Raw genomic sequence first — 24,023 nt, 5'->3', positions numbered from 1 at the left:
GTATGGACAACCTGATCAATAGGCAAACAAAAAAAGCCGAAAATCGGCTTTTTTAGAAGAAACGTTTTGCACCTAAATAGGCTTTTTTCCAATATGGATTGCTTAAGTTTGAGATCCCCACTCCGTTGTCACTTGCGTGAAGGAAATCTCCTCCGCCAAGGTATAGTCCCATATGAGATGGACCCGCTTTGTACGTTGTGAAATAAACAAAATCGCCAACTTGAGGTGTGCTCACAGGTGTCATCATACTCCAGTAGCCTGCAGTGCTTAATCTCGATACAGACGAAACCTTGTTAATGAGATAATAAACAAAGCCGCTGCAGTCAAATCCAGATGGTGTATTGCCGCCCCATCTGTAAGGAATGCCTGTCAGCTTTTTACCTTCTTGAATCATCGTCGTGATTTTTGCATTCATTGGCACATCGGGTTTGTTATTGTTGACCGGCTTTGTCGAGCCGTTAGACGTAGAACCATTCGACCCAGTTGAGCCTGAAGCTGCACCATTAATTTTGAGAACTTGTCCAATTCTAAGCACATCGCTTTTTAAGCTGTTGGCTGTACGGATGGACTGAACTTGCACTTTAAATTGATTCGCAATTTTCCATAAAGAATCGCCTGATTTTACAGTATAAGATGTTGCTTTCCCGCTTGAAGACTGGTTACTGTTTGAATTGCTTGGTTTAGTAGGTTTCGGCTGACTTGGTTTTGATGCAGCCGTCCCTTTTACTTTCAATACTTGATTCGGATAAATCATATCAGATTTTAATCCGTTCAATGTTTTGATTTCACCAATCGACATATTGAGCGAATTCGCAATTTTCCAAAGAGAATCCCCTAATTTGACCTTGTATGTACTTGATGAAGATGAACTATTTGAGTTCGTTGTCTTATTGTTTGAGCTGGAATTTGAAGAGGAGTTTGATGACTGGCTCCCGCTTGTCTTCGTGCTTCCAGATACCTTTAGCTTTTGTCCAGGACGAATTAAGTCACTGTTTAAGCTGTTTAGACTTTTTAAGCTTGCCACTGACATTTTATGATTTTTCGCAATGAGCCATAAAGAATCTCCAAGCTTTACTGTGTAGCTTGATGTCGTTGAAGCATTTGATTTCGTTGCTTTTGAACCAGTTGACGAACTGGATTTTTTGCTTTTTGCGCCAGGAATTTTCAAGCTTTGTCCTGCAAAAATCATCGTCGTTTTTAGTTGATTAAGAGATTGAAGCTCCGAAATACTTGTATTGTACTGTTCGGCAATCTTCCAAAGTGAGTCACCGCTTTTCACCTTGATCGTCTGTGCTTCTGCCGGTGCAGCAAACACAGCTGAGCCAGCGATCGCTGAAACTGTGAGGCCGGTTACTACTTTTTTCTTCATAGATAAATCTCCGCCTTTCATGATTTCATTCAACAAGACTTATGTACTAGTTTTAAGTTTAGCATTTAACGACTCTGCTTCTCTTGCACTATTTTATCTTTATTTCTATTATATTACTCGACATGTAGACGTTGGGCAATAACAAATAGGCTAAAGCAGTCAACTCAAAATGCTAAAACAAAGCCATATCGTTTGTATCGGCCGTTTGCTGTATTTATAAACATTTTTTAAGGAATTTTTAAGTTGACGTTTAGAAATTTGTCAAAACAAGCACGCTGCTAGTTTCATAGTTCTATTCTACATGACAAATTTTTCTGTATCAAATGACTTTTTACTTAATTGCCTGTTTTTTCTCCTCAAATGAAAAAAGCATCCTTCCGAATGAAGAATGCAGCGATTGGTTTTTTATTTTCTGATTTCAGGTTCTTTTACAGTGAGCGGATAAAGGACTCCTTCTTTCGCAAATGACATTTTACCCGTTTCCTCTGAAACGACGAGAACAAGTGCATCGGTCATGCCAGAGAGTCCGATCGCAGCCCTGTGTCTTGTCCCGAGAGAAGGACTGACTTTTTTTGAAGTAAGCGGGAGCACATTTGCCGCAGATACGAGCGTATTTTCTTTGACTAAAAGCGCACCATCATGAAGTGGATTTCCTGGGTAGAAAATGCTTTCAATTAATGAAGCACTAATTTTCGCATGGAGATTTGTCCCTCTTTGAATAAAATCCTCGACCTCATCCCGCCTTTGTATCACAATCAGTGCCCCGTGCTTTTGTTTTGATAAGCTCTCAATGGCTAACGAAAATTGAGCAAATCCAGGAGTGAATTCTTCCATATACGATTGTAAATAAAACGAGGAAGCCTCTGCATGCATTTCATTAAACTCATCATGTAATGACTCGAGATCACAAAGTAGACATTGCTCAATCTCATCAAGGGAATCGATAATGTCACTTGCATCCTTCATAATTTTCATCAAGTGTGTTCTCATGCCCACTTTAAATTGCACTTCTTCATTCGTACGATTGATCATTTGACCTTTTCCCTCCTCCTTTTCGTTGTCATAAAATAACAAATTATGTGCATTCTATTGTTATGGAGGTGACTTAATATGACCATTCAGAAAGTGATTCAATATGCTTGCAGCATTTTAGGTGTTGTCAGTCTTTCCTTTATTTATGCCCAAATGTTTAAAAAAACGAAGCCATCTAAGAAAAATAATCCGACAGAGAATTGATTTTTTTACATAGCATGATATAATCCTCTCGTTATTTCTGTTCAGAGAGGAACTTATGATGAGAGAAACAAATAGCATTCGAGCTAAGGTGACACTATTTTTAACCATTTTGATTCCGATTTTAATCACTCAAGCGGGTCTTTCGCTTATTACGTTTTTAGACACCGTGATGTCTGGAAAAGTGAGTGCAGAAGACCTTGCGGGTGTTGCGATCGGTTCTAGTATTTGGACACCCGTTTATACAGGACTTGCTGGTATATTAATGGCCGTTACGCCAATTGTCGCTCAGCTGATGGGCGCAGGGCATAAAAAAGATGTTCCTAAGGCTGTCTTTCAGGCGATTTATTTATCCTTTCTTTTAAGTATCTGTGTGATTGCAATTGGAACAATTAGCATCCCTTACGTATTAGGGGGACTTGGACTTGAGCAATCCGTAGAGGATATTGCGCGGCATTTCTTAAGTTTTCTTGCTTTTGGTATCATCCCGCTGTTTGGTTATTCGGTGCTCAGGTCATTTATTGATGCATTAGGGAAAACACGTGTAACGATGTTTATCACGTTAACAGCACTTCCGATTAACTTTGTGTTAAACTATGTATTTATTTTTGGGAATTTTGGCTTTCCAAAGCTTGGCGGTGCGGGAGCTGGTCTTGCTTCTGCGTTGACGTATTGGGCGATTTTCATCATGAGTATTTGTATTGTCATGAAAGCAGAACCATTTGCCTCATTTCGTTTGTTTCAGAAACTGCCTCAAATCAATATCTCCCGTATGGGGCAAATACTGAAAATCGGTCTTCCTATTGGGTTTGCGATCTTTTTTGAAACGAGTATCTTTGCAGCAGTTACGTTATTAATGGGTCACTTTGATACTGTGACGATTGCAAGTCACCAGGCTGCGATGAACTTTGCTTCCATCTTATATATTTTACCGCTCAGTATCTCGATGGCTTTAACGATTGTCGTTGGGTTTGAAGCTGGTGCCAAGCGTTATAAAGACGCGCAAAGCTATAGCTATATCGGAATTGGAACGGCGGTATTATTCTCCTTGTGTACGGCAGCACTCATTTTATTATTTAGACCAGAGATTGCTGGTTTATACACAGCTGAATCGGCTGTTTTACAGTTGACACAGCAATTTTTGATTTATGCGATCTTTTTCCAGCTGTCAGATGCCATTGCTGCACCCATTCAAGGGGCGCTGCGCGGCTATAAAGATGTTAACTATACGCTCATTGCCGCATTTGTTTCATACTGGGTGATCGGCCTTCCTTCCGGCTATCTGATTGGCACCTATACCTCGTATGGGGCATTTGGGTATTGGATTGGTCTCATTGCCGGACTTGCCGCTGGTGCCATTGTCCTCTTTATCCGTCTCAGATTGATTGAAAAACGATTGCTTCAACAAGCGCCCAATCACTAAATACGACACAAAAAAACAGCTGATCGATGTCAGCTGCCCAGCGTGTAGACAAACCCTCGCATTCGTTGTCAGCTCTGCGCGCCGGTACTCACGAATGTCAAATTCGCTCCGTTCCGGTGCTCGCCCTTCCTAGACTTCAAAGGTTTTCTATCAAGCTGAAAAAAAGAAGACAAAGGGCTAAAATCAAGATCATTTTAGCCCTTTGTCAACAATTTGAGCAGCTGATCAATGTCAGCTGCTTTTTTTATTTAGTCATTCCATTGGTACGTCCAGAAAATTTCTTCATCGAACCATTTTTGGACGACAGGTTCTTTGTTTTTCAGCTTCTGTTCAAGCTCTCTCAGCATGCCTTCTGTTTGCGTTCTATGCGCTCTCAGTGCATTTAATTTGATATCTGCTACATCTGTAATGTCGATCGTAATATCTGCATTTCCAAGCACTTCTTCTCTATTTTTCGTAATGGCCATGCAGTATGTGACAGGACGGTCTTCTTTTTTCTTACGATAAAGAGCGCGAATCACCGCTTCCCCTGTCGCATCATGATCAGGGTGTACACCGTGTCCAGGATAAAACGTCACAATCAGTGTAGGTTTGACTTCATCAATAATGGTTTCCATCACATCAGCTAAATACTCGTCGTCTTCAAATTCCAATGTTTTATCACGAAGTCCAAGCATACGTAAGTCTGTGATATCCATTTCTTTGCAGGCGTTGATTAATTCCAGTTTTCTTAATTCAGGAAGTGTTTCACGGTTAGCGTATGTTGGGCTGCCCATATTTCTGCCCATTTCCCCAAGTGTCCCGCATGCATACGTGACTGGGATGCCGCGTTTTCTACTTTGTGCAATGAGACCTGCAACCCCAAACGATTCATCATCTGGGTGAGGCAGCATCACTAGTACATGTTCATTCATGACTCGTCACCCTTTCTTCTACACCTGAAATGGTGTTTCACTAATTTGTAATGAGATCGCTAGTTTCCCGTCTGGCAAGTGCCCAGCTAACAGCAGGCGGCCATGGTCATCAAACACATAATCCGTTAATCCTTCTGCATAAATCCAGCCATCTTCTGTTTTCATTCCAACACGGTACGGACCTTGTCCTTTTATTTTCGCCTGTGAATAGATGACTTTCGCATTGCGGATATAGGCAACGACCGTCATATTTTGTTCATTTACATGAGCTGAATAAGAACCAGTGGTCGTTTCAAGATGAACGAAGACTGGACGATTTAAAAACGATTCAAGATGTGCTGTGACATCTTCCGTTTGAATTGGTTTCATGAGTGGTTCCTTCCTTCATTTTGAATTAATTCGCGCAGCTTTTTTGTATGTAAGCTGATCAGCTGCAGCTGATGATCATGCCGAAGCCCACTTTCTAATATTCTCTCTACAGCGAGTACATATTTTTGATGAAATGATTTTCTCGCCCTCGGATGAGTGCGCGCATCGCTTAAATCATCACATATTGCCTCGTGTAAAGAAGACATATCATCGACATCAAGCTGACGATTTTTCCATAAAGATTGATAAGCAGCTGTAAGCTCATTGGCTGATGACATGTAATCACCTCTACAGTTTTGGTAACAACTTATTATGACATGATCCGCCTTCAAAAAAAAGCAAACTGCTCGTAGGACTTAATGAGAATTCGCTGTTTTTTTCATGCGTAATTGAGAGGTCGTAAACAATAAAATCGCCACCCAGATACAAAGAAACGTCACAATTTTAGCTGAAGATAAATGCTCGTGATACACAAATAACCCTAAAAACAGCGTAATCGTTGGTGCAATGTACTGTAAAATACCCACTTGATAAAGAGGAATTCTTTTTGCCCCTTCAGAGAATAAAAGAAGCGGTACCGCAGTAAAGACCCCTGCAAAGAATAAGAGACCAAGCGATCCGAAGCTGTTAGGATTCATTGTCACCACAGGTTCTTTTAAGAAGAACAATAAGTACACAAGAGCTGCCGGGGCTAGAAGCAGCGTTTCAATTGTCAAACCAATGGCACTCGTGAAGCTCATTCTTTTTTTAATCAATCCATAAAAACCGAAGCTAAAGGCAAGTAATATTGCCACGACAGGAAATGAACCGTACTGAATCGTAGAAAGAATCACCCCAGCTGCGGCAATTAAAATCGCAATGGTTTGTAATTTATTGAGCCGCTCTTTCAAGAAAATGATGCCTAGTAAAACAGAGACAAGCGGATTAATATAATACCCTAAACTAGCTTCTAGCATAAGATGATGGTTGACTGCCCAAATGTACACATACCAGTTAACCGATATTAAAATAGCAGATAATAGTAATGAAAAAAGTGCCTTGCCATCGAGCATGAGACCCTTCACTGTCTGCATCGCCGGCCGGACTTGTTTTAAATACAGAAGAATACCGCACATAAAAACAAATGACCATAAAATTCTGTGCGCTAAAATTTCGCCTGACGAAATATGTTCCATCAGTTTCCAATATAACGGGAATAATCCCCATAATGTAAAAGATGCTGCCGTATAGAGAACACCTTTTGATTGCTGTTGTTCGTTCAATCTAACCATTCCTTTCTAAACCTATCGTATATTATAGCACGCACTCAAGTGAATGGGCATATACTAATTCAGGGCATTTAGAAAGGATGATTTGCATGTTTGACTGGAACCGATTATTCCCTTTTCAAAAGCAATTTTCAAAAGAAGCCTTAAAGAATTCAGACCCTAAAGACGTCGAGCAGTACGTCAATCAAGTGATGGAAAGTGTATTCGGATCCAATTATCCTGCTCAGTTCCCTTTTCAGGACCCACTCTCTCAACATCAAAAAACGAGAGAAACAGACGTCAAAAAAGAAAAAGAACCCGAAGTGGAAGTGTTCGAAACCACTGATCACGTGTTCGTTAAGATTGAGCTTGCTCGGCCGAGCACAGAAAAAGTAAAAATTAAACATACAGCCAACCTGCTGTTTATTGATCATTTTCCTGAGGAAGGCACGCAGAAGAAAGTCGTCCTCCCTGCTGCTGTCAAAAGAAAAGGAACGAAGGCTTCGTATCAGGACGGTATTTTGGAGATTATGTTTTTAAAGCATGATGATCCGGGGATTTCTGAAATCGATATTCCATTATAAAAAGCCTGCTTTGATATAGAAGCAGGCTTACTCTTTTTTCTTAATAGTATGGTGGATATCCTCCGCCATAAGGTGGTGGAACAGGCGGTGGTGGTGGTGGGTAATATGGACGGGGATAATTAAAAATCGCACTTCCTAAAAACCCGCCAAGCAGTCCGCCGACTAAAGGAGCGCCAAAACCAAAAAACAAAGGGACTCTGGATTCATATGGCGGAATGCCAGGGGCGCCGCCTCGGAAATACGGAGTATGAGGGTACATGCATTTCTCCTCCTTTGTCATGTGCCTAAGATCAGCATATTCATCAGGAGTCAAAACGTTTGGGCAAACCTGAAACTAGGCTTGTTCCTTTTTTTCATGAGATTCTGTATATTCCCCTGCCCACCTAGATACCTCATGAAACACATCATTTAGCGCATTTCCTTTTTCAGTTAAACAGTAAATGACTTTCACAGGCGTCTCAGGCAATACAGTTCGCTCTATAATCCCTTCTTGCTCAAGTTCCTTTAAACGCTCTGCGAGCATTTTTTGACTGATGGATGGGATAATGTCCGTCATGTCTTTAAAACGCTTTGGACCATCAAGCAATACATGAATAATGAGACCGTTCCACCTTTTGCCTAGCAGTAAAAAAGCTTGCTGAATGTGTGGACATAATTGAAATTCCATAAATTTCAGCCTTTCTTTTCATGATTGTTTGACAAACTAACGGTATACAATTTAAAATATATCTCTAGTTACAATAAGTAAGTTTCTCACTTTTTAGTTATTGTACCATATTATTTGCAAAAACGGGAGGAAATATCCACATGGCGACTGATCAAAAAACGATTGACATTTTAAAACAAAGAGCTTCAGTAAAAGAGTACGATACAACTCATGAAATGACAAAAGAAGAGTTAACAGAGCTTCTTGATATCACAACAAAAGCACCATCCGCGTGGAACCTTCAGCATTGGCATTTCACTGTCTTCCATAGTGCTGAATCTAAAGCGAAGTTACTTCCAATCGCTTACAACCAAAAGCAAATCTCACAAGCATCAGCTGTTATTGCTGTACTAGGTGATCTTGAAGCCAATCAAAATGGTGAAAAAATCTACAGTGAGCTGGCAGAACAAGGCTTCATTACTGAAGACATCAAAGAAACATTGATGACTCAAATCAATGGCGCATACCAAAGCGAGCAGTATGCACGTGAAGCTGCGTATTCAAATGCTTCATTAGCTGCTATGCAATTAATGATTGCTGCAAAAGCAATGGGCTATGATACATGCGCAATGGGTGGTTTCAGTAAAGACGCCTACATCAAAGAATTCAATGTAAGCGGCCGATATGAGCCAGTCATGCTGATTTCAGTTGGTAAAGCAGCGAAAGAAGCTCATAAAAGCAATCGTTTCGACATCGAAGAAGTATCTGATTTCCTTTAAAATTGGCAAGGCCTCAGCTTTCATGCTGAGGTTTTTTTATTTGGTTTCAATATTATTTCTGCATATTTTCTTTTCACTTTACCCCTTTTCACCTCCACTTTTTCTCCTTTTTAAGAATGAAAGCGTTATATTAGTATGATATTCAGCGAAATGATTGTTTTTTCTGAAAATGGTCTTGTGATCTAATCTGACAACTGCTATTATTATGAAATTACAAAAAATTCAGGAGGAAATCATGAATAAAAAATTGATACTGGCACTACTTATAGCGATTCCATTCATCGGACAGCTCGCACTGCTGCCCTTTGCGAATCGTATCCATCCATTTGTGATAGGCCTGCCTTTTTTCCACTTCTGGCTCTTACTATGGATTGTTCTCACACCAGTCTGTACATTCATCATTTACCGCATGCAACATTCAAATGGAGGAACTGACTAATGCAAGGAAATTTAACAGCTTTATTGATTACAGCAAGTATCATTTTCATCGTCGTGGTCATTGGATTTGCCGCTGGCCGTGATAAATCATCCAGACAGTCAGTAGAGGAATGGTCTGTCGGCGGGAGAAAATTTGGCGGGCTGCTCGTCTGGTTCCTCGTTGGCGCAGATTTATACACAGCTTATACCTTTTTAGGGCTCACTAGTACAGCCTATACAGCTGGAAGTGTCGCTTTTTTCGCTATTCCCTATTCAGTTCTAGCGTATTTTATTGCTTATTTCTTCTTACCAAAGCTATGGACGGTTGCGAAGAATCACAACCTCACAACGCTCGCTGATTATGCACGTGAGCGCTTTGACAGCAAGCTGTTATCCAGTCTAATTGCAATTATTGGAGTACTTATGCTCATTCCTTATATTTGTCTTCAACTGAGCGGGATTCAAGATACGTTAACTGTCGCTGGAACTAGTTATATTAATGTGAATGCAGTTGTTATTATTTCATTTATTTTAGTCGCACTTTATACATTTTTCAGCGGGATTAAAGGTCCTACATATACAGCCATTATTAAGGATATTCTCGTTTGGGTCATCATGCTGTTTATGGTGGTTTCACTGCCAATCATTCATTTTAACGGCTGGACTCCGATGATGAATACGTTAGCTAAGGAAGCTCCACAGCTTCTGACAATTCCTGACGGCGGTCCTAAAGGCATTTTATGGTTCATTACCGCTTCAGGTGTTTCTGCCCTTGCTTTGTTTATGTGGGCACATGCGGCAACAGGGGTATTTACAGCAAAAAGTGCAGATGCTATCCGTAAAAACAGCATGTTTTTGCCTCTTTATAACATCGTATTGATTTTGGTCATCTTCCTTGGATTTATTGCCTTTTTGGTCTTACCAGAAGATACGAATCCAAGATTTGCACTTCTTCATTTAATTCAAACGTCATATGGCGGCGTGATGCAGGGTCTTGCTTATTCAACGATTGCACTGGCTTCCCTCATTCCATGCTCGATCATGGCCATTGGTGCATCGAATTTATTTGCCAATAATTTATATCGTGACTTAATTCATCCGAATGTATCACCTAAAAGGTTGACCATCATCACTCGTTCAATGGTGTTTATCGTGATCGGACTGGCTCTATTATTCGGAATGCTCTTTCCAACAGCACTTGTGACGCTTCAGCTCATTGGTGTTTCAGGAATGGTTCAAATCTTCCCAGCCATTGCGATCAGCTTGTTCTGGAAAAAACAATCGAGAGAAGCAACGATTGCGGGGTTAGTTGTTGGCATCATCGTCACCTTTACAGCCAATATCTCACAAGTCACGTTCGGTCTTTATGAAGGGTTTCTTGGTTTACTAGCAAACGTTGTGGTCATCCTGATTTTGAATCCATTCTTCCAAAAGAAGGTCACATCCAATTCTGTCATGAATGAACTATTTGAAAAAGATCAAGACAAAACAGAAGCGATTGGAAACAACGCGTAAATATAAAAAGAGCAGTCCCCCTATGAGGACTGCTCTTTCTTTATTTCATTTCTTTTTTCAAGACTTCAATGGCTTTTTTCATTTGAGTATCATTTTTCTTTAGCTTATCTTGGATCTTTGTCATCAGTACTGTCGTTGTATCTCCCGTCAGAATTCCGTCTGCTTTCAGATCGTTGTCTGTTTGGAAGCTTTTGACGATCGTCTGGAAGGCTTGATCATACTCACCATTTGCTTTTGCTTTGTAGTCAAGCGCTTGGAACATTTTTTGAGCCGCTTTGACTTCATCTCCATTGTCATTCAGCTGATACGTTTTTTTCGGGCTTAAGTATGGCAGCTTTGCATAACTTGGGAGCGATGCTTTGACCTGTGGTTCAATTCCTTTTTTATGAATCCACGAACCATCCGGCGTTAGCCACTTGGCAATGGTTAACTTGACACTAGAACCATCATTATAGCTTTGCGCATTTTGAACAGTTCCTTTACCAAATGTCTTTTCACCAATAATTTTGATACCTGAAGATTGGTGCAGAGCCGCCGCCATGATTTCTGCAGCGCTGGCTGAGCCGCCATTTACAAGGACAACTGCCGGCTGATGAACTTTGCGTTCTTTTTCAGCCTTGTACTCTTCTTTCTTCCCTTTTTCTTCAACTTGCATGATGACTTTCCCTTTATCGATAAAGTCATTACTCATTTCAATCGCTTCTGTCATAATGCCGCCTGGATTATCTCTCAGGTCAATGACAAACCCTTTTGCCCCTTTTTTCTCGAGGTCATCAATGGCTTTATCTAACTCTTTTGACGTTGTTTCAGCAAAGGACGTAATTTGGATTTCTCCTATTTTGTCTTTTGTGAGTTTTGCATACACTGTTTCAACTGGAATGGTGTCTCTTGTGATGGTCACATCAACATTTCCCACTCCTTGGCGGTTAAGGTGAAGCTTGACATCCGTTCCTTTTTTCCCTCTGATTAGAGAGACTGCTTGATTGACCGACATGCCTTTTGTGCTTTTTCCATCCACTTTTAAAATACGATCATGAGGTTTCAACCCGGCTTTTTCAGCAGGAGAGCCTTTAATCGGTGCGACAATTAAAATTTGTCCATCCTTCTCTTCTACTTGTGCACCAATTCCTTCAAATGATGAAGAAATGGTGTTGTTAAATCCTTCGGCTTCCTCCTGATCCATATATGTAGAGTATGGATCATCAAGTGATGCGATCATTCCTTGAATCGCACCATCTACTAGTTTTTGATCATCCGTTTTTTCGTAATACTCATCTTTTACTTTCGTATACGCAGCCATGAGTTTACTAAACTTCTCATCTCCTGAGACATTGACAGTCCCTTGTTTTGTGATCACAAATGTAATCGCTGAGGACAGTGCCGCTGTCACCAAAATAGCGATGACGATCTTAAATTGTTTTTTCAAAAAAACACCACCTTTATCTCCTTTCATTATTATCAAGGACGATGCTTCATCCGTCAACCAAAGGATCGAAGTTCTCTTTGAAAAGATAAGCCATTTGACCTTGCATTGCATAATCTTTAAAGAGGAACTTGATAAGGAAAGAAGGGATTTTATGAGTGATTATGTAGAAATGCTTGCCTATTTTGGCGTATCTAGTGCCCATCCTGGCGGAATTGAGTTAACAAAAACGATGCTTGAGCATATAAAATTGATGCCTGATGCGCGCATACTGGATGCGGGATGCGGGACTGGACAAACGGCGGCATATTTAGGCAATATCGGTTATCAGGTGGAGGCGATTGATACACACCCTTTGATGATTGAAAAGGCTAATCTGCGATTTGAGCGAGAAGAACTGCCGATCCGCGCACTGCAAGCATCGATCGAACAGCTGCCATTTCCAGATGAAGCGTTCACTCTTCTGATCAGTGAATCTGTTTTGAGCTTTACCAACCTTCCAGCGGCACTTGCTGAGATTAAACGCGTGCTTGCCCCTGGAAGTCAACTTGTTGCGAATGAAGCAGTATTAAAAGCACCCCTTACACCGAAGGAGCTTGCCGCCGTTCGAGATTTTTACGGGTTTCACGCACTCTTTTCACTTGAAGAATGGAAGGAGCAGCTAAAAGCAGCAGGATTTCATGACGTTCGCATTCTCTCATTTGATGATCACATGGTACAAGAGGAGCCGACAGAAATGGAATTATCTGAATATATCCCGCCTTCTCTTTACGAAACGATGCAAACACACTACGATCTGATTCAAGCGCACCGAAAGCAGCTAAGCCACATTCTATTTGAATGTACCGTATAAAATGAGCGAATCTCCTATATGTTTTGTCCAAACTCTATGAGGTCTCTCGCATAGGATAAGAGGGAAAAGAGTTTGTCATAAGGAGGAAAAATATGGAGCGCTATCAAAAGCTTTGTCAGCAGCATATGGGGAAAGTCGCTAGAATCACAGATCGTAATGGCAGAGTACATGTCGGACGCATTGAGCGGGTGACAAACCGCAAAGTGTATATTCGTCCAGTCGGCGGTTCTCGCGGCGGCTTTGGCTTTGGTTATTACGGAGGGTATTACGGCTGGGGTGCCGCTTATGGCATCGGGCTTGGTTTCATTACAGGTTTCGCATTAGCAGGATTGTTCTTTTTTTAAAAGAAGAATAAAGAAGGCCCCCCGAATAGCTGGGAGGCCTTTTTATTTGATTAAATTTTCTTCACTTTATTCATGTACTCTTCAAATGTTAAATCGTGATCATGCATCGCTTTTGCTGCTTCTTTTCCAACATAGCGCAGATGCCACGGCTCATATTCATATTTTGTCATGTCTTCTTTTCCTTTTGGATAACGAATGATAAAACCATATTTATAGGCGTTTTTAGCCACCCATTTGCCATCAGGTGTTTCACCAAACTTTTCAGAGATGTCAAAGCCGGCACTTTTTGAGGAAATGTCCATTGCAAGGCCTGTTTGGTGTTCACTTTCGCCTGGTAAAGCTACTGCTTCTTGCGCTTTTTCTTTGCCTTTTAACTTGACTTCACTATCAAAAATGACCTTTTGACGGTCATAGGAGCGATAGCCAGATACGGCAGCCAGCTCAAAGTTTTTCTTTTTCGCATCTTTGAATAATGTCTCAAGTGCTTCTGCTGCTTCTTTACGAATATATCGTTTTTCAATATCCTCTGAAAAAGAGAATTCTACTTTTGGAACAACGAGATCAGAAGGTTTATAGGTTCCTGGTAATGCGTATTCTTTGTTGACAAGTGCTAGCACGTTTGCAGGATTTTGAATGGTTTTCAGCCCGCTTACCACTTTGATGTCATTGAAATATTCACTCTTTAACGTCAGCTCTTGATCCGATGAATCTGCTGTATTGTTTGAGTTTTGCTGGGTAGATGAATTTTCTGCGCTTTTTTGTTCGTTTGTTTTGTTCGATTCAGATGTACCGCTTTTTTGATCCAGCAACTGGCAGCCCGATAGTGCGGCTGTCAAACCAAGAATCGATGCGATTGAGAGTATTTTATAGCTTTTCTTCATGACATACCTTCCTTTTGCTCTTCTAAAAAAATAAAGATGCGCTACATCGTAGCACACCCTTTATACTATTATAAAACGGAGTCTAGCGCAATTAAGATCATTTCGTCAAATGTCGTTTGACGCTCTTCAGCCGTTGTTTCTTCTCCTGTGAGAACATGATCACTCACTGTCAGAATGGATAACGCTTTACGATCAAATTTTGCTGCAAGCGAATATAGAGCGGTTGTCTCCATTTCAATTGCTAGAATTCCGTATTGAGCCATGAGCTCAAGTGGTTTTTCATTGTAAAATTGATCTGCTGTAAATACATTACCGACACGAACAGCGACATTTTTTGCTTCTGCTGTGTCGTATGCTTTCTTAAGCAGTCCAAAATCAGCGCAAGGTGCGTAATCAATCGGTCCAAACGCCACACGATTCATTTGTGAATCTGTTGAAGATGTTTGAGCTAAAATGACATCTCGTACGTTGACATCCCTTTTAATAGCCCCGCAAGATCCAACGCGGATTAAGTTCTGAACATCATAGCTTTGAATGAGTTCATTCACATAAATCGAAATAGAAGGTACGCCCATTCCGGTTCCTTGTACAGAAACGCGCTTTCCTTTGTAGGTTCCAGTATAACCATACATTCCGCGCACTTCGTTATAGCATTCGACATCTTCTAAATATGTATCTGCAATATATTTCGCACGAAGCGGATCGCCTGGCAGCAATACCGTTTCTGCAATTTGTCCTTTTTCTGCTCCAATATGTACACTCATTTTTTTAGCCTCCACTTACGTTTACTATGTGTTTTATCCTATTTAGTATAAACGATTGAGCCCAAAAAAGAAAATACCAGCTAAAGCTCGAGCTGGCATCGAAAATCTCTATTTAACTCATCGTCAACAGTCGTTTACTGCGTTTCCATCCTGCCGGAAAAAGCTGATAATAGCATTTTCCCTTTTTCTTATCATCAATCACAACAATATCACCTGTTGTGATAAACCGTGCATTGTAATCACTAGGGACTGTATCATGTACATTAAAGGTCGAGAATGCTTTTTCCAGAACATCCAGGTGTGTTCTGCCGCCAATCTTTGTCCGGTACACAGGCTGATGCCCACTTGCAGCGCCATATTCAGGTGTCTGATAAATGGTTAAGTGAAATGCTGAAGGTTTCTTTTGAAAAAATCTCAACGTCAATTGCATTCAAATCCCTCCCCTTTTATATAAAATTGGCTGGGGTCTGTCAATTTCCTTCTTCTATTTTTGTCGAATGATAGACAATTTTTCGTCAATCTTTTTACAAATGAGAAATAAAGCAAGTCCTATCGCAAAACCGCCTGCAACATCTGTCAAAAAATGAACGCCGATATACATTCGGCTGATCCCAATCAAAACAACACAGACCCCTGTGATCAAGTAGACGATTTTTTGTCTTTCTTTCAGCCATGGAATCATTTCAACTAATAGATAAGCTATAAACGGATAGATTGTGGCTGCATTCATCGAATGTCCGCTCGGAAAGCTGTAATACGTTTCATTGACAAGATGATCAAAGGCCGGACGCTCTCTAGCAACCAGCCCCTTTAGTTCATGGTTGATGGTCTTTTCTGTGAGATATAATAGAAAAAGCATCATGATAGAGTAATAGCGCTTATACATGAATAAAGCGACACTAAAAATGAGCATGATGGGCACGAGCAGCGCACTAATGCCAAAGTCCGTCAAAGTCAGCATGACATCATTTAAAAAAGGGAGTCTGATGCTCTCAAACCATAAGATGATCTGGTTGTCCAATGCTTGACCCGCTCCAGATACCATGAGCGCAGCAATGGCACCAAATAAAATTAAAAGAAATAGGATATACACGCGAAAGATTCTCCTCCCTCTCTTCAGAATCACTTCAAAGTATAGTGCCTACCACGCCTCTTCTTCAACTATCATTGTTTTTTTCAGCATATATTCAAACGTAATGTCAGCCAGCTCAAACGTTTCCAGCTCAGCAGGTATGTACCCTCTTTTGACCAGCTCCATGTAGAAGAATTCCGCAATTTCCTCTGTATCGATCACCAAATCTGCTTCTTTCATGACATTCCGCCTCCTTTTTTATGATGTATGAACGACGCCTGTTTTTTATTACAGTTTGTCATAATGGCTCATTCCATACATATAAATGCAGTAAACAAAAAGAAAAGGGGTTTGAGGCAATGAAATGGTTCAGCATATTAGATGGAGAAATGTTTGATCAGGTGATGGGCCGTATCTTGAGGGGATGGTTTTATGTGATTGTTTTTTTCTGTGTGCCTTATTTTTTATTCGTGTTAGGACAAGTCTTTCTTTAACCAAAATGCTCGTGTAAACTTTCCAATATAAAATCCATCATATCTTTGTATTCTGGATCTTCGAAAAATTCGTAGAGAATTTTATAGTCATTATAAATATCAAGAAGCTCATCCACTATAGATACAGCGAGAAATTCTAGTGATGCTTCGCTTTCTTGTTTCTCTTCTAATTGTAATAGAGCTGTTTGCACCATATCTTCTTCCATTTCTTTTGAGGTTTCACCGACGTAATGCACAAAAAGAAGCTGATGAACGAACTGGTCCATCTCATATTTCCTTAGGACAAGCGTTAAGTCTTCCTCTTCTGTTTCCAGCCACTCTCCGTCCTTTAGCCTCGTGAGTTCATAAATGACATCTTCCCAGCCATCATCAAGGTATCGCCATATTTCAGTCCGATGCCCAATAATTTTAAATAGCTCTTTTCCGTAATCTTTTACATATACAACATCGCCAATGAGGAACTCATATTCAATGTCCAGCTTTTCTGTATCCACAATCACCCCGTCGTACTCATCGTAAAGCTGAAGTGATGTTTCAAAATAAAGCACCTCATTATGATTGACCTCATACAAATAGTGCTGGTCAATTTGATGGACTTTTGTAATCGTTCCGACTGTGCCGTACATGACAACGACGACAATATCCCCTACTTGATATTTTGGTGCTTTCGCCTTCATTCTGTCTCCCCCTTGCCCGACTTTTGGTCTTAACGTATCGTATGCCGGCGCAAGGAATTCTGCATGGGCAACCACACCATGCAAAACGCCATTTTATTTCTCATCAAAAAACCGCTTCTCCCATCTGGAAAAAGCGGTTGTGTGTTATTTTTTTTTGACTTCTACTTCATATTGCTCAAACGCTTCGTCAAATGTTGTCATTGAGCTTAAATAATCGCCATTTAATTCTAAATAGGCACAAAGCTCATGATAATCAGTGGACGCTTTCGGGAAGCTGTGATCCTCATAAGCAGCATTTGCAAAATGGCTGATTTCATCTTTCGGTTTTGGATGTCTGTACTTCATTAAATAATGGTAAAACGACTTCACCTGTTTTTCCCTCCGCGACACTCTATTTTGTTGTTATATTATACAGCAATTTGATGACTTGTATAGGCGGAGGTACAACTTATGATGAAAAGTCAAAGTAATTTCGCTTTAATAACCGCTCCATGCTCATTAATTCTTCGTATGAAATTTTTTCTGGAAGTTTTGTCTGATCCACTAAAATTAATTGATCTTCTATCCCTTTAACCGTTTCATCTTTTTGATATGTCATACCGCAGTGTGTGCAGGAAATGGACGGTGTTTCGATGATTTCAATGGATTGTGTGCCAGTGATCAGTTCCCAATAGACTGTTGTCTGCTCTGCGTTTGCTTTGTTTTCCTCACACCAATCACATGTCAGCAAGGTTATTTCTCCTCCTTTACAGTTTGATCTTTTTTGAGCTGCGCTTGATATTTTTTCTCTTTTAATTCATCTCGTTTTTCACGTTTGTTTTTGAGTGTGTCATGCTCAGGATTTGTCTCATATGCTTCTCTTCGTTTCATTCGGCTTAAATTCTCTGGCGTAAACGATTTCGCCTCATCCTCAAATAGTGCGGTAATACCAATTGCCGGGTCTTGTTTCTCTTCATAAATTTCATTAAAATACGCATCTGCCTGGCCTGCGACGTAATGCTCTGGTTCAGGGTAAGAGGTGATGACACCTTCAAAGTTACGAAGGACGACTTTGTCAGGGCTTTGCGATAATAAATAATTTGGCTGCAAGGCGATCTTTCCTCCGCCTCCTGGTGCATCCACAACAAAGCTTGGCACGGCATAGCCGCTCGTATGCCCTCTTAAGCCTTCTATGATTTCAAGACCTTTTGATACTGGTGTTCTAAAGTGGCCAATGCCCTCAGATAAATCACACTGATAAATATAATAAGGTCTGACCCGTATCATCACGAGATCGTGCATCAGCTTCTTCATAATCGGCACACTGTCGTTAATTCCTGCAAGGATGACGGCCTGATTACCTACAGGCACGCCGGCATTTACAAGACGTTCGCACGCTTCTTTTGCTTCTTTCGTAATTTCAATGCTTGTATTGAAATGGGTATTCAGCCAAACTGGATGATATTTTTTCAAAATCTCGCACAGCTCATCTGTAATGCGCTGCGGAAAGACGACCGGCGCGCGGGTTCCTATGCGAATGATTTCAACATGCGGAATGTCTCGTAAGTTTTTCAAAATGTATTCAAGCACTTGATCATTGATTAAGAGCCCATCTCCGCCGGAAATTAACACATCCCGCACCTCAGGTGTTTCTCTAATATATCCAATGGCAGCATCTAACTGCTTTTTTGGCACGCCCATACCGATCTGACCGGAAAAACGTCTTCTCGTACAATAGCGGCAATACATGGAGCACTGATTTGTTACAAGAAAGAGCACACGATCTGGGTACCGATGCGTTAACCCCGGGACAGGTGAGTCTTCATCTTCATGCAGCGGGTCTTCCAGGTCATATTTTGTTTTATGAAGCTCCTCAGCAATTGGCACAGATTGCATACGTACTGGACATCTTGGATCGTCTGGATTCATCAATGAGGCATAGTAGGGTGTAATGTTAAGTGGAATGGTTTTGGTGGAAATCTTCACCCCTTCTCTTTCCTCTTCTGTTAAGTTTACGACTTTCTCTAAATCTTCAAGCGTTTTCACGGTATGCGTCAGCTGCCAAATCCAGTCGTTCCACTTTTCCTCAGGTACATCTTTCCAAAGTTCAATGTCCTTCCAATGACGCGCCGGTTCATATAGTTTTTGATTCATATCCATTCCCCCTATCAGCATTCACCTTATACTATGCAAGTTATGTGCCAACATGGGAAAATGCCCCTATTCTTTATAGAAGGAGCTTTGCCCGTGATATTCACTGGATGGTGATGCCTATATTTCGGCATCTGCATATTTCTTCAGTTTATATTGCAGTGTTTGTCGAGGGATTTTTAAAGCAGCAGCGGTTTTTTTAATATTGCCATGATGCATGTTTAAAGCTTCTTGAATGAGTGTTTGTTCAAATGAAGAAACCTGACTTTTTAAGGAGACATTAAGTGTTCCTTCCTCAAGCTTCTGCGTACGTAAATGAGCAGGAAGGTATGAAGGTGTGATGTCTTCCGCTTCCTTTGGCATCATCAATACGGCATGCTCAATGGTATGTTTTAATTCTCGAACGTTCCCCGGCCAGTGGTGAGCCATAAACAATTGCTTTGTTTCTTCAGAAAGGCGTTTGACGTTTTTTGAAAACTGCTGATGATAGGTTTGAATGAAATGGCGGGAAAGCAGGGGGATGTCTTGCTTTCTCTCACGAAGCGGCGGGATATGAAAAGATGACACATGCAGTCTATAAAATAAGTCTTCTCTTAAAATTTGCTTTTTCACCGCTTCAAATGGGTCCATATTGAGTGCAGTAATGAGTCTTACATCTACTTGAATCGCTTTTGCATCTCCAATGCGGCGCACCACGCCATCCTCTAACACACGTAATAATTTCGTCTGCAGCGTGAGCGGCATCGCTTGCAGTTCATCAAGAAAAAGCGTGCCTCCATCAGCTAATTCAAAGAGCCCCTTGCGATCAATTGCGCCTGTATAGCTCCCTTTGACAGATCCGAACAATAGGCTTTCAAGTAGCGATTCTGGGAGTGCCGCACAGTTTTGCGGAATGAACACTTGGTTTTTCCGATCAGATTCATGAACGATGGCTTGAACGAGCACTTCTTTCCCTGTCCCTGTTTCCCCGTAGACAACAACTGATGACGGATAAGCAGCAGCTTTTTTTGCCTTTTCAAGCATTTCATTTAAGAGCGGATCATTTGTTAAAAATGAAGAAAAATCATGCATTTGTTCTGCCCCAGCCGCATCGTGTATTCGTTTTTTTTGATCTAAACGATTCGAAAGGGCTGACAGCTTCGATACATCTTTTGCGACTTCGACTGCACCTATTAACTGGCTGTCTTCAATAATAGGCAATGTCGTATTGACGGTCTCAATTCTTTCGCCGTTTTTATTCAAATAGGTTTGCAGCGAATGATAAATGGGCTTCCCTGTTCTCAAAACATGCATGAGCGTACTTGTTTTTTCTGTTAAAGAGGGATACACATCAAGGATGTACTTGCCAATCACCTCTTCTTTTTGTAAACAGTCAAACTTAGCGGCATTATGATTGTAAAAGATCGTCATTCCTTGATCATCTACAACATGGATGGCTTCATCAATGGCTTCTAAAATTAATTCAAACCAGTCCGCTCTTTCGACAACCTTCCCCATTCTTTCCCCCTCACTTTCAGTGCCGAAAAACCGGCATCTATTGCCGGATTTTCAGCGGCTTGATCATCTTCATCACACGTTCTCCTGTCCTTTCATGTTTCGCTTTTTCCTTGCAACTTCCTGCTTTTTTTGTCAATAGCGTCAAAAAAGCACCCCTCTTATGAGGAGTGCTTTCGCCCTGATGTTTGATAAAGAGACATATCGAATTCTTGCAGCGATTCCATATACAGCGGCATTATCGGCTTTCCTTCTTGAAATAATGTAAATTGGGAAGGGTATAAATTAATTGGCTGATGATAAAAAGCAAATCGCTTTACAACCTCAGGGTCAATACGACAAAAAGTATGATGCATCAGTAAATAGACATCTTGTTTCCATTTAAAGAGCCGCCTGTTTGGCGGATTAAATACTGGTGACACTTGAATCATGCCGCACTCTTCATACATCTGAAGCCGTTCATTTGAAATCGTATAGATATCTTTAGGGTGAAACTGAAAATATTGCACGTCACGCTTTGAAGCAAACCGCCTTCTTTTCTGACCTTCAATATAATAGAATGTTTTCCCATGATCTGCCGTGACAACTGTATAATTAGGTACTGCCAGCATGTCTTTCATCTCATATTTCATCGCACATAACGACGGAACCCGAATGGCGCGTCTGTTTTTTTCGTTCACCCAGCACCTTTCAATTTGATGAAGATTCCCGTCTGCGATTTGGTAGTAATCCCCTTCCTTTTCAATCACCGTTCCGTCAATGAGATCATACGGCATACTCGAAAACAAATGATGAAAGGAATGAGGCGTTTTATACGTTGTATCAAGTACATCTCTTAATGGAAAAAAAGCAGCAAAATCATTCAGCCTCATCCAAAAAACAGAATCTGCATGATGCCAGTGTTTCGGCTCATCAGCCCAATATTGTCCGTATTTTTCATGAATTAGCGGAAGCAAACGCCTTCTGTGCATGACCGAACAATGGTCCACTTGAAAGGACGCATGCTCCAATATTTGGTCTGCTTCACGCACAAAGTTCATCGTCTCAACTAATTGCTTATCAACATGCACGACCCGCTGCGAGGAATACACAATATCGATATGAGGCTTCGACTGAAAAACATCCACCATTTTCTGCAAACGATCTTGATGATACACGGTATCATCGGTTAAATAACAAATGAGCTCACCTGTTATACGAGCTAGCGCTTCATTAATTAGTGTCGCATACCGTACGGTTAACAGCCGTTTTGCAGGATGAACCGTGCGTGAATACAGATGAATGCGCTCATCTTCTAAATAGGGCTGGATCTTTTGGATGGTGCCTTGTTCTGAGCCATCATCCATAATGAGAAGCTCCCAATTTGAATACGTTTGTTCCACCATACTCTTTAGCACACGATCAATGAAATCAGGTTTATTGTAGCTTGTTAAAATCACCGATACTTTCATGATCATTATCCTTTTTAGTTAGATTAAAAAGCCCCCCAGCTGACGATGTTCACGTAAGGAACATTCACTCTTAGCTGATTTGTCGCGTTTTTAAAGACCGCTACTGTATCAAAGAGCTGCACAACAACTACGTTTTGAAGGACATCTCCATTGACTAAATGAACGCGTGGCACTGGAATGCCAAGTTCAAGCCACGGACGAAGTAATTCTTTAATATCTGACACACTCTCTTCCTCACTTTCTTCTAAAAGACGAAGAAGAAGTAAAATCAAGATGACTTCAAGTACTCCTTCTGCTTCTAGTAATTCTTCGTTCCAACCATTTAATAATTGATCAAATTCCATTCATAATCCCTCTCTCTTCGCATTTAATCTTTACTAGAGTATGAGATTCACTTCATTTAGCCTCAGCATTTGAAAACATTTTTAAAAATGTGTGAAGTGATTAATTGATAAAAAGAGCAAGGAATCAGCGTTCTGCTTATACCAAAAAAAATGAACGGCATATACATAGGGGTGAGTTTGAATTGATGAAGAAAGGATGGGAAAAAATGAGCGACAAGCGTGCCGAATTAAAAAAAGAACTATTGAAAGTGTTTTTCAAACCGCTTACTCGTACATTAACAGTTAATCTTGAAGAAGGAGGAGTACAAATGGAAGAAAAATTGAATGATTTATTAAGTGAAGTGGCAGCCGAGGCATCACCTTCAGATTCTGCTACAACACTCGATGTATCTCAGCCAGCAAGATGGATTTTTGCAAGACTTGCACCAGGAACCGTCATTAGCATTGTCACTGACTCAGGTGATTTAATCGGGCCAGTTCAATTCGTAGCATTCAATGCTTTAACGGGTGTTGTATTTGTTACACAAGAAAGCTCAGTTACACCAACAGGCTCTGCAACGACTTTATTAGATGTAGATAAAGTTGAAAGTGTTACGTTCACATCTTAATGTGAGAGGGCCATCATGAAGCTTCTTTATATCAGCTCTGGCTACGGCGGAATCTATCATATGTTTGATCAATGGGTAGAAGAGAGCTTCATTGATTCCCCCTTTTCATGTGTAAAGATTGACAGAGAATCTCTACCCGCTCACATGCACAAAATCCGGACATTTTCTCCGGATTTTGTTTTGATGATGATCGGTGATCATGTTCCGAGCGAAGTGCTTCATCAATTCAAACAAGAAAAGATCCCGATCGTTTTGTGGATGACAGAAGATCCTTTTTATACAGATGTGTCAGCTGCTTGCACGCGTGATGCGCGGCTCATATTAACAATTGATGAAGGAGCTTTGCCTTTTTACAAGCAATTGGGCATAGTTGACGCCTACTACTTTCCCATTCCGGCAAATACACGTATTTTTCAAAAAAATGAATCGCCTGAAAAGATGTGCATCTACGACATTGCACTCGTTGGCTACCCTTATCCCAACCGCATGAAAGCCATTGATACACTCTTACAACAGAAAAAATGGCGAATTCTCGTTGCAGGTAAGGAATGGCATCGTCATTTAAATAAGTCACGAAGACATGATCGCGATCTCACATTAGTGACCAATTGGCTGAGCCCTCAGCAAATGGCGGACATCTATCAGCAATCAGCGATTGTTCTTAACCCGCACAGACCGGCTCAATTTGCCTATAACAAAAACAAAGCCATGATTCAAAATGTAAGCCTGAACAATAGAGCGTTTGATATCGCTGCAGCTGGAAGCTTTCAATTGACGGATCTACAACCGCCTCAAGCTTTTTCAAGCTTCGCTTTTTATAAAGATGAGGACGATTTGCTGGAACAGGTTGAATATTATGGATCAAATGCCGAGAAAAGAAAAGCAATCGCACGAAACAATTACGAACAAGTCGTTTCATGGAATACATTTGAGTCATTTCCACACAGACTTTATGAAATCGTAAAAAGCGCCCTATGACCGGGCGCTTTTCT

Annotated in this window: 31 protein-coding genes; 10 read left to right on the top strand and 21 right to left on the bottom strand. The window is 40.8% G+C overall.

Going from position 1 to position 24,023, the window contains the following annotated elements:
- Window positions 1-52 precede the first annotated feature (52 nt).
- Entirely contained in the window at window positions 53-1,369 is a 1,317-nt protein-coding gene (locus QRN39_RS10555) for a C40 family peptidase (RefSeq protein ID WP_050943919.1), read from the bottom strand.
- 405 nt (window positions 1,370-1,774) lie between these two features.
- Window positions 1,775-2,401 carry a sporulation-specific diadenylate cyclase CdaS gene (gene cdaS / locus QRN39_RS10550; RefSeq protein WP_034620466.1) on the bottom strand — a complete coding sequence of 209 codons (627 nt, stop codon included), beginning with the start codon at window positions 2,399-2,401 and terminating at the stop codon, window positions 1,775-1,777.
- A 78-nt stretch (window positions 2,402-2,479) separates the two neighbouring features.
- On the opposite strand from cdaS, the gene QRN39_RS10545 reads away from it, so the two are divergent.
- Window positions 2,480-2,605 (top strand): hypothetical protein, encoded by a 126-nt coding sequence (locus QRN39_RS10545; RefSeq protein WP_003215647.1) that lies wholly within the window; start codon window positions 2,480-2,482, stop codon window positions 2,603-2,605.
- 58 nt (window positions 2,606-2,663) lie between these two features.
- Entirely contained in the window at window positions 2,664-4,025 is a 1,362-nt protein-coding gene (locus tag QRN39_RS10540) for an MATE family efflux transporter (protein WP_050943918.1), read from the top strand.
- A gap of 248 nt (window positions 4,026-4,273) precedes the next feature.
- Here QRN39_RS10540 and bshB2 read toward each other — a convergent pair whose 3' ends face one another.
- The 4 genes from bshB2 to rarD all read right to left on the bottom strand — a co-directional run bounded on the left by bshB2 (window position 4,274) and on the right by rarD (window position 6,570).
- Complete coding sequence (gene bshB2, locus QRN39_RS10535; RefSeq protein WP_284907224.1) at window positions 4,274-4,939, bottom strand: bacillithiol biosynthesis deacetylase BshB2; 666 nt, start codon at window positions 4,937-4,939, stop codon at window positions 4,274-4,276.
- Window positions 4,940-4,957: 18 nt separating this feature from the next.
- Window positions 4,958-5,308, bottom strand: coding sequence for a YojF family protein (locus tag QRN39_RS10530; RefSeq protein WP_284907223.1), 351 nt, complete (start codon window positions 5,306-5,308; stop codon window positions 4,958-4,960).
- Window positions 5,305-5,586, bottom strand: a complete 282-nt coding sequence (locus QRN39_RS10525; protein ID WP_003215525.1) for a hypothetical protein — start codon at window positions 5,584-5,586, stop codon at window positions 5,305-5,307. The genes QRN39_RS10530 and QRN39_RS10525 overlap by 4 nt, the downstream gene beginning before the upstream one ends.
- Window positions 5,587-5,664: 78 nt before the next feature.
- Window positions 5,665-6,570 (bottom strand): EamA family transporter RarD, encoded by a 906-nt coding sequence (gene rarD / locus QRN39_RS10520; RefSeq protein ID WP_012010264.1) that lies wholly within the window; start codon window positions 6,568-6,570, stop codon window positions 5,665-5,667.
- A 95-nt stretch (window positions 6,571-6,665) separates the two neighbouring features.
- Between rarD and QRN39_RS10515 the strand changes: the two genes are divergently transcribed.
- Window positions 6,666-7,139 carry an Hsp20/alpha crystallin family protein gene (locus tag QRN39_RS10515; protein ID WP_003216069.1) on the top strand — a complete coding sequence of 158 codons (474 nt, stop codon included), beginning with the start codon at window positions 6,666-6,668 and terminating at the stop codon, window positions 7,137-7,139.
- Between the two features lie 40 nt (window positions 7,140-7,179).
- Here the strand turns inward: QRN39_RS10515 and QRN39_RS10510 are convergent, their stop codons facing one another.
- Both QRN39_RS10510 and QRN39_RS10505 read right to left on the bottom strand, forming a co-directional pair.
- Window positions 7,180-7,398, bottom strand: coding sequence for a hypothetical protein (locus QRN39_RS10510; protein ID WP_003215921.1), 219 nt, complete (start codon window positions 7,396-7,398; stop codon window positions 7,180-7,182).
- Between the two features lie 75 nt (window positions 7,399-7,473).
- Window positions 7,474-7,806, bottom strand: a complete 333-nt coding sequence (locus QRN39_RS10505) for a winged helix-turn-helix transcriptional regulator (RefSeq protein ID WP_003215692.1) — start codon at window positions 7,804-7,806, stop codon at window positions 7,474-7,476.
- A gap of 140 nt (window positions 7,807-7,946) precedes the next feature.
- On the opposite strand from QRN39_RS10505, the gene QRN39_RS10500 reads away from it, so the two are divergent.
- The 3 genes from QRN39_RS10500 (at window position 7,947) to QRN39_RS10490 (ending at window position 10,496) form a co-directional block, all read left to right on the top strand.
- Entirely contained in the window at window positions 7,947-8,564 is a 618-nt protein-coding gene (locus QRN39_RS10500) for a nitroreductase family protein (RefSeq protein ID WP_003215532.1), read from the top strand.
- Between the two features lie 235 nt (window positions 8,565-8,799).
- Window positions 8,800-9,003 (top strand): DUF3311 domain-containing protein, encoded by a 204-nt coding sequence (locus QRN39_RS10495; RefSeq protein WP_003215965.1) that lies wholly within the window; start codon window positions 8,800-8,802, stop codon window positions 9,001-9,003.
- Window positions 9,003-10,496 (top strand): sodium:solute symporter family protein, encoded by a 1,494-nt coding sequence (locus tag QRN39_RS10490; RefSeq protein ID WP_106035426.1) that lies wholly within the window; start codon window positions 9,003-9,005, stop codon window positions 10,494-10,496. The genes QRN39_RS10495 and QRN39_RS10490 overlap by 1 nt, the downstream gene beginning before the upstream one ends.
- A 40-nt stretch (window positions 10,497-10,536) precedes the next feature.
- Here QRN39_RS10490 and QRN39_RS10485 read toward each other — a convergent pair whose 3' ends face one another.
- Window positions 10,537-11,922: a S41 family peptidase gene (locus QRN39_RS10485; RefSeq protein WP_137055085.1), complete on the bottom strand. Its 1,386-nt coding sequence runs from the start codon at window positions 11,920-11,922 to the stop codon at window positions 10,537-10,539.
- A gap of 151 nt (window positions 11,923-12,073) precedes the next feature.
- On the opposite strand from QRN39_RS10485, the gene QRN39_RS10480 reads away from it, so the two are divergent.
- Together QRN39_RS10480 and QRN39_RS10475 are read left to right on the top strand one after the other, a co-directional pair.
- On the top strand, window positions 12,074-12,772 hold the full coding sequence (locus QRN39_RS10480; RefSeq protein ID WP_284907222.1) for a class I SAM-dependent methyltransferase: 699 nt from the start codon (window positions 12,074-12,076) through the stop codon (window positions 12,770-12,772).
- A 92-nt stretch (window positions 12,773-12,864) separates the two neighbouring features.
- Entirely contained in the window at window positions 12,865-13,116 is a 252-nt protein-coding gene (locus QRN39_RS10475; RefSeq protein WP_003216113.1) for a hypothetical protein, read from the top strand.
- 50 nt (window positions 13,117-13,166) lie between these two features.
- Here QRN39_RS10475 and QRN39_RS10470 read toward each other — a convergent pair whose 3' ends face one another.
- From QRN39_RS10470 to cgeC, 12 genes are all read right to left on the bottom strand, one after another.
- Window positions 13,167-13,997 carry a M15 family metallopeptidase gene (locus QRN39_RS10470; RefSeq protein ID WP_003216072.1) on the bottom strand — a complete coding sequence of 277 codons (831 nt, stop codon included), beginning with the start codon at window positions 13,995-13,997 and terminating at the stop codon, window positions 13,167-13,169.
- Window positions 13,998-14,065: 68 nt separating this feature from the next.
- Window positions 14,066-14,761 carry a purine-nucleoside phosphorylase gene (gene deoD, locus QRN39_RS10465; protein ID WP_012010274.1) on the bottom strand — a complete coding sequence of 232 codons (696 nt, stop codon included), beginning with the start codon at window positions 14,759-14,761 and terminating at the stop codon, window positions 14,066-14,068.
- Window positions 14,762-14,873: 112 nt separating this feature from the next.
- Complete coding sequence (locus QRN39_RS10460; RefSeq protein WP_050943910.1) at window positions 14,874-15,191, bottom strand: hypothetical protein; 318 nt, start codon at window positions 15,189-15,191, stop codon at window positions 14,874-14,876.
- Between the two features lie 54 nt (window positions 15,192-15,245).
- Window positions 15,246-15,854: a phosphatase PAP2 family protein gene (locus QRN39_RS10455; protein ID WP_284907220.1), complete on the bottom strand. Its 609-nt coding sequence runs from the start codon at window positions 15,852-15,854 to the stop codon at window positions 15,246-15,248.
- A gap of 48 nt (window positions 15,855-15,902) precedes the next feature.
- The gene (locus QRN39_RS10450; RefSeq protein WP_003216084.1) at window positions 15,903-16,073 is read right to left on the bottom strand and encodes a YozD family protein; all 171 of its coding nucleotides are present in this window, start codon (window positions 16,071-16,073) and stop codon (window positions 15,903-15,905) included.
- A gap of 250 nt (window positions 16,074-16,323) precedes the next feature.
- Window positions 16,324-17,004 carry a hypothetical protein gene (locus QRN39_RS10445; RefSeq protein WP_012010279.1) on the bottom strand — a complete coding sequence of 227 codons (681 nt, stop codon included), beginning with the start codon at window positions 17,002-17,004 and terminating at the stop codon, window positions 16,324-16,326.
- Between the two features lie 144 nt (window positions 17,005-17,148).
- Complete coding sequence (locus tag QRN39_RS10440; protein WP_003215834.1) at window positions 17,149-17,373, bottom strand: YozE family protein; 225 nt, start codon at window positions 17,371-17,373, stop codon at window positions 17,149-17,151.
- Window positions 17,374-17,452: 79 nt separating this feature from the next.
- Window positions 17,453-17,734, bottom strand: coding sequence for a YokU family protein (locus tag QRN39_RS10435; protein WP_050943908.1), 282 nt, complete (start codon window positions 17,732-17,734; stop codon window positions 17,453-17,455).
- A 2-nt stretch (window positions 17,735-17,736) separates the two neighbouring features.
- Window positions 17,737-19,137, bottom strand: a complete 1,401-nt coding sequence (kamA, locus tag QRN39_RS10430) for a lysine 2,3-aminomutase (protein WP_003215473.1) — start codon at window positions 19,135-19,137, stop codon at window positions 17,737-17,739.
- Window positions 19,138-19,254: 117 nt separating this feature from the next.
- Complete coding sequence (locus QRN39_RS10425) at window positions 19,255-20,631, bottom strand: sigma-54 interaction domain-containing protein (protein ID WP_284907219.1); 1,377 nt, start codon at window positions 20,629-20,631, stop codon at window positions 19,255-19,257.
- 158 nt (window positions 20,632-20,789) lie between these two features.
- Window positions 20,790-22,085, bottom strand: coding sequence for a glycosyltransferase family A protein (locus tag QRN39_RS10420; protein ID WP_310024907.1), 1,296 nt, complete (start codon window positions 22,083-22,085; stop codon window positions 20,790-20,792).
- 17 nt (window positions 22,086-22,102) lie between these two features.
- Window positions 22,103-22,423, bottom strand: a complete 321-nt coding sequence (gene cgeC, locus QRN39_RS10415) for a spore maturation protein CgeC (protein ID WP_050943905.1) — start codon at window positions 22,421-22,423, stop codon at window positions 22,103-22,105.
- 206 nt (window positions 22,424-22,629) lie between these two features.
- Here cgeC and QRN39_RS10410 point away from each other — a divergent pair, with 206 nt between their 5' ends.
- Together QRN39_RS10410 and QRN39_RS10405 are read left to right on the top strand one after the other, a co-directional pair.
- The gene (locus QRN39_RS10410; protein ID WP_065098203.1) at window positions 22,630-23,031 is read left to right on the top strand and encodes a hypothetical protein; all 402 of its coding nucleotides are present in this window, start codon (window positions 22,630-22,632) and stop codon (window positions 23,029-23,031) included.
- Window positions 23,032-23,046: 15 nt separating this feature from the next.
- A complete protein-coding gene (locus QRN39_RS10405; protein ID WP_284907216.1) occupies window positions 23,047-24,009 on the top strand; it encodes a CgeB family protein in 963 nt (320 codons plus the stop codon).
- The last annotated feature ends 14 nt before the right edge of the window (window positions 24,010-24,023 follow it).

The organism is Bacillus sp. lyk4-R2A-2, from assembly GCF_030209735.1.
GTDB lineage: Bacteria > Bacillota > Bacilli > Bacillales > Bacillaceae > Bacillus > Bacillus pumilus.
This window is presented reverse-complemented; position numbering and strand designations above follow the sequence as displayed.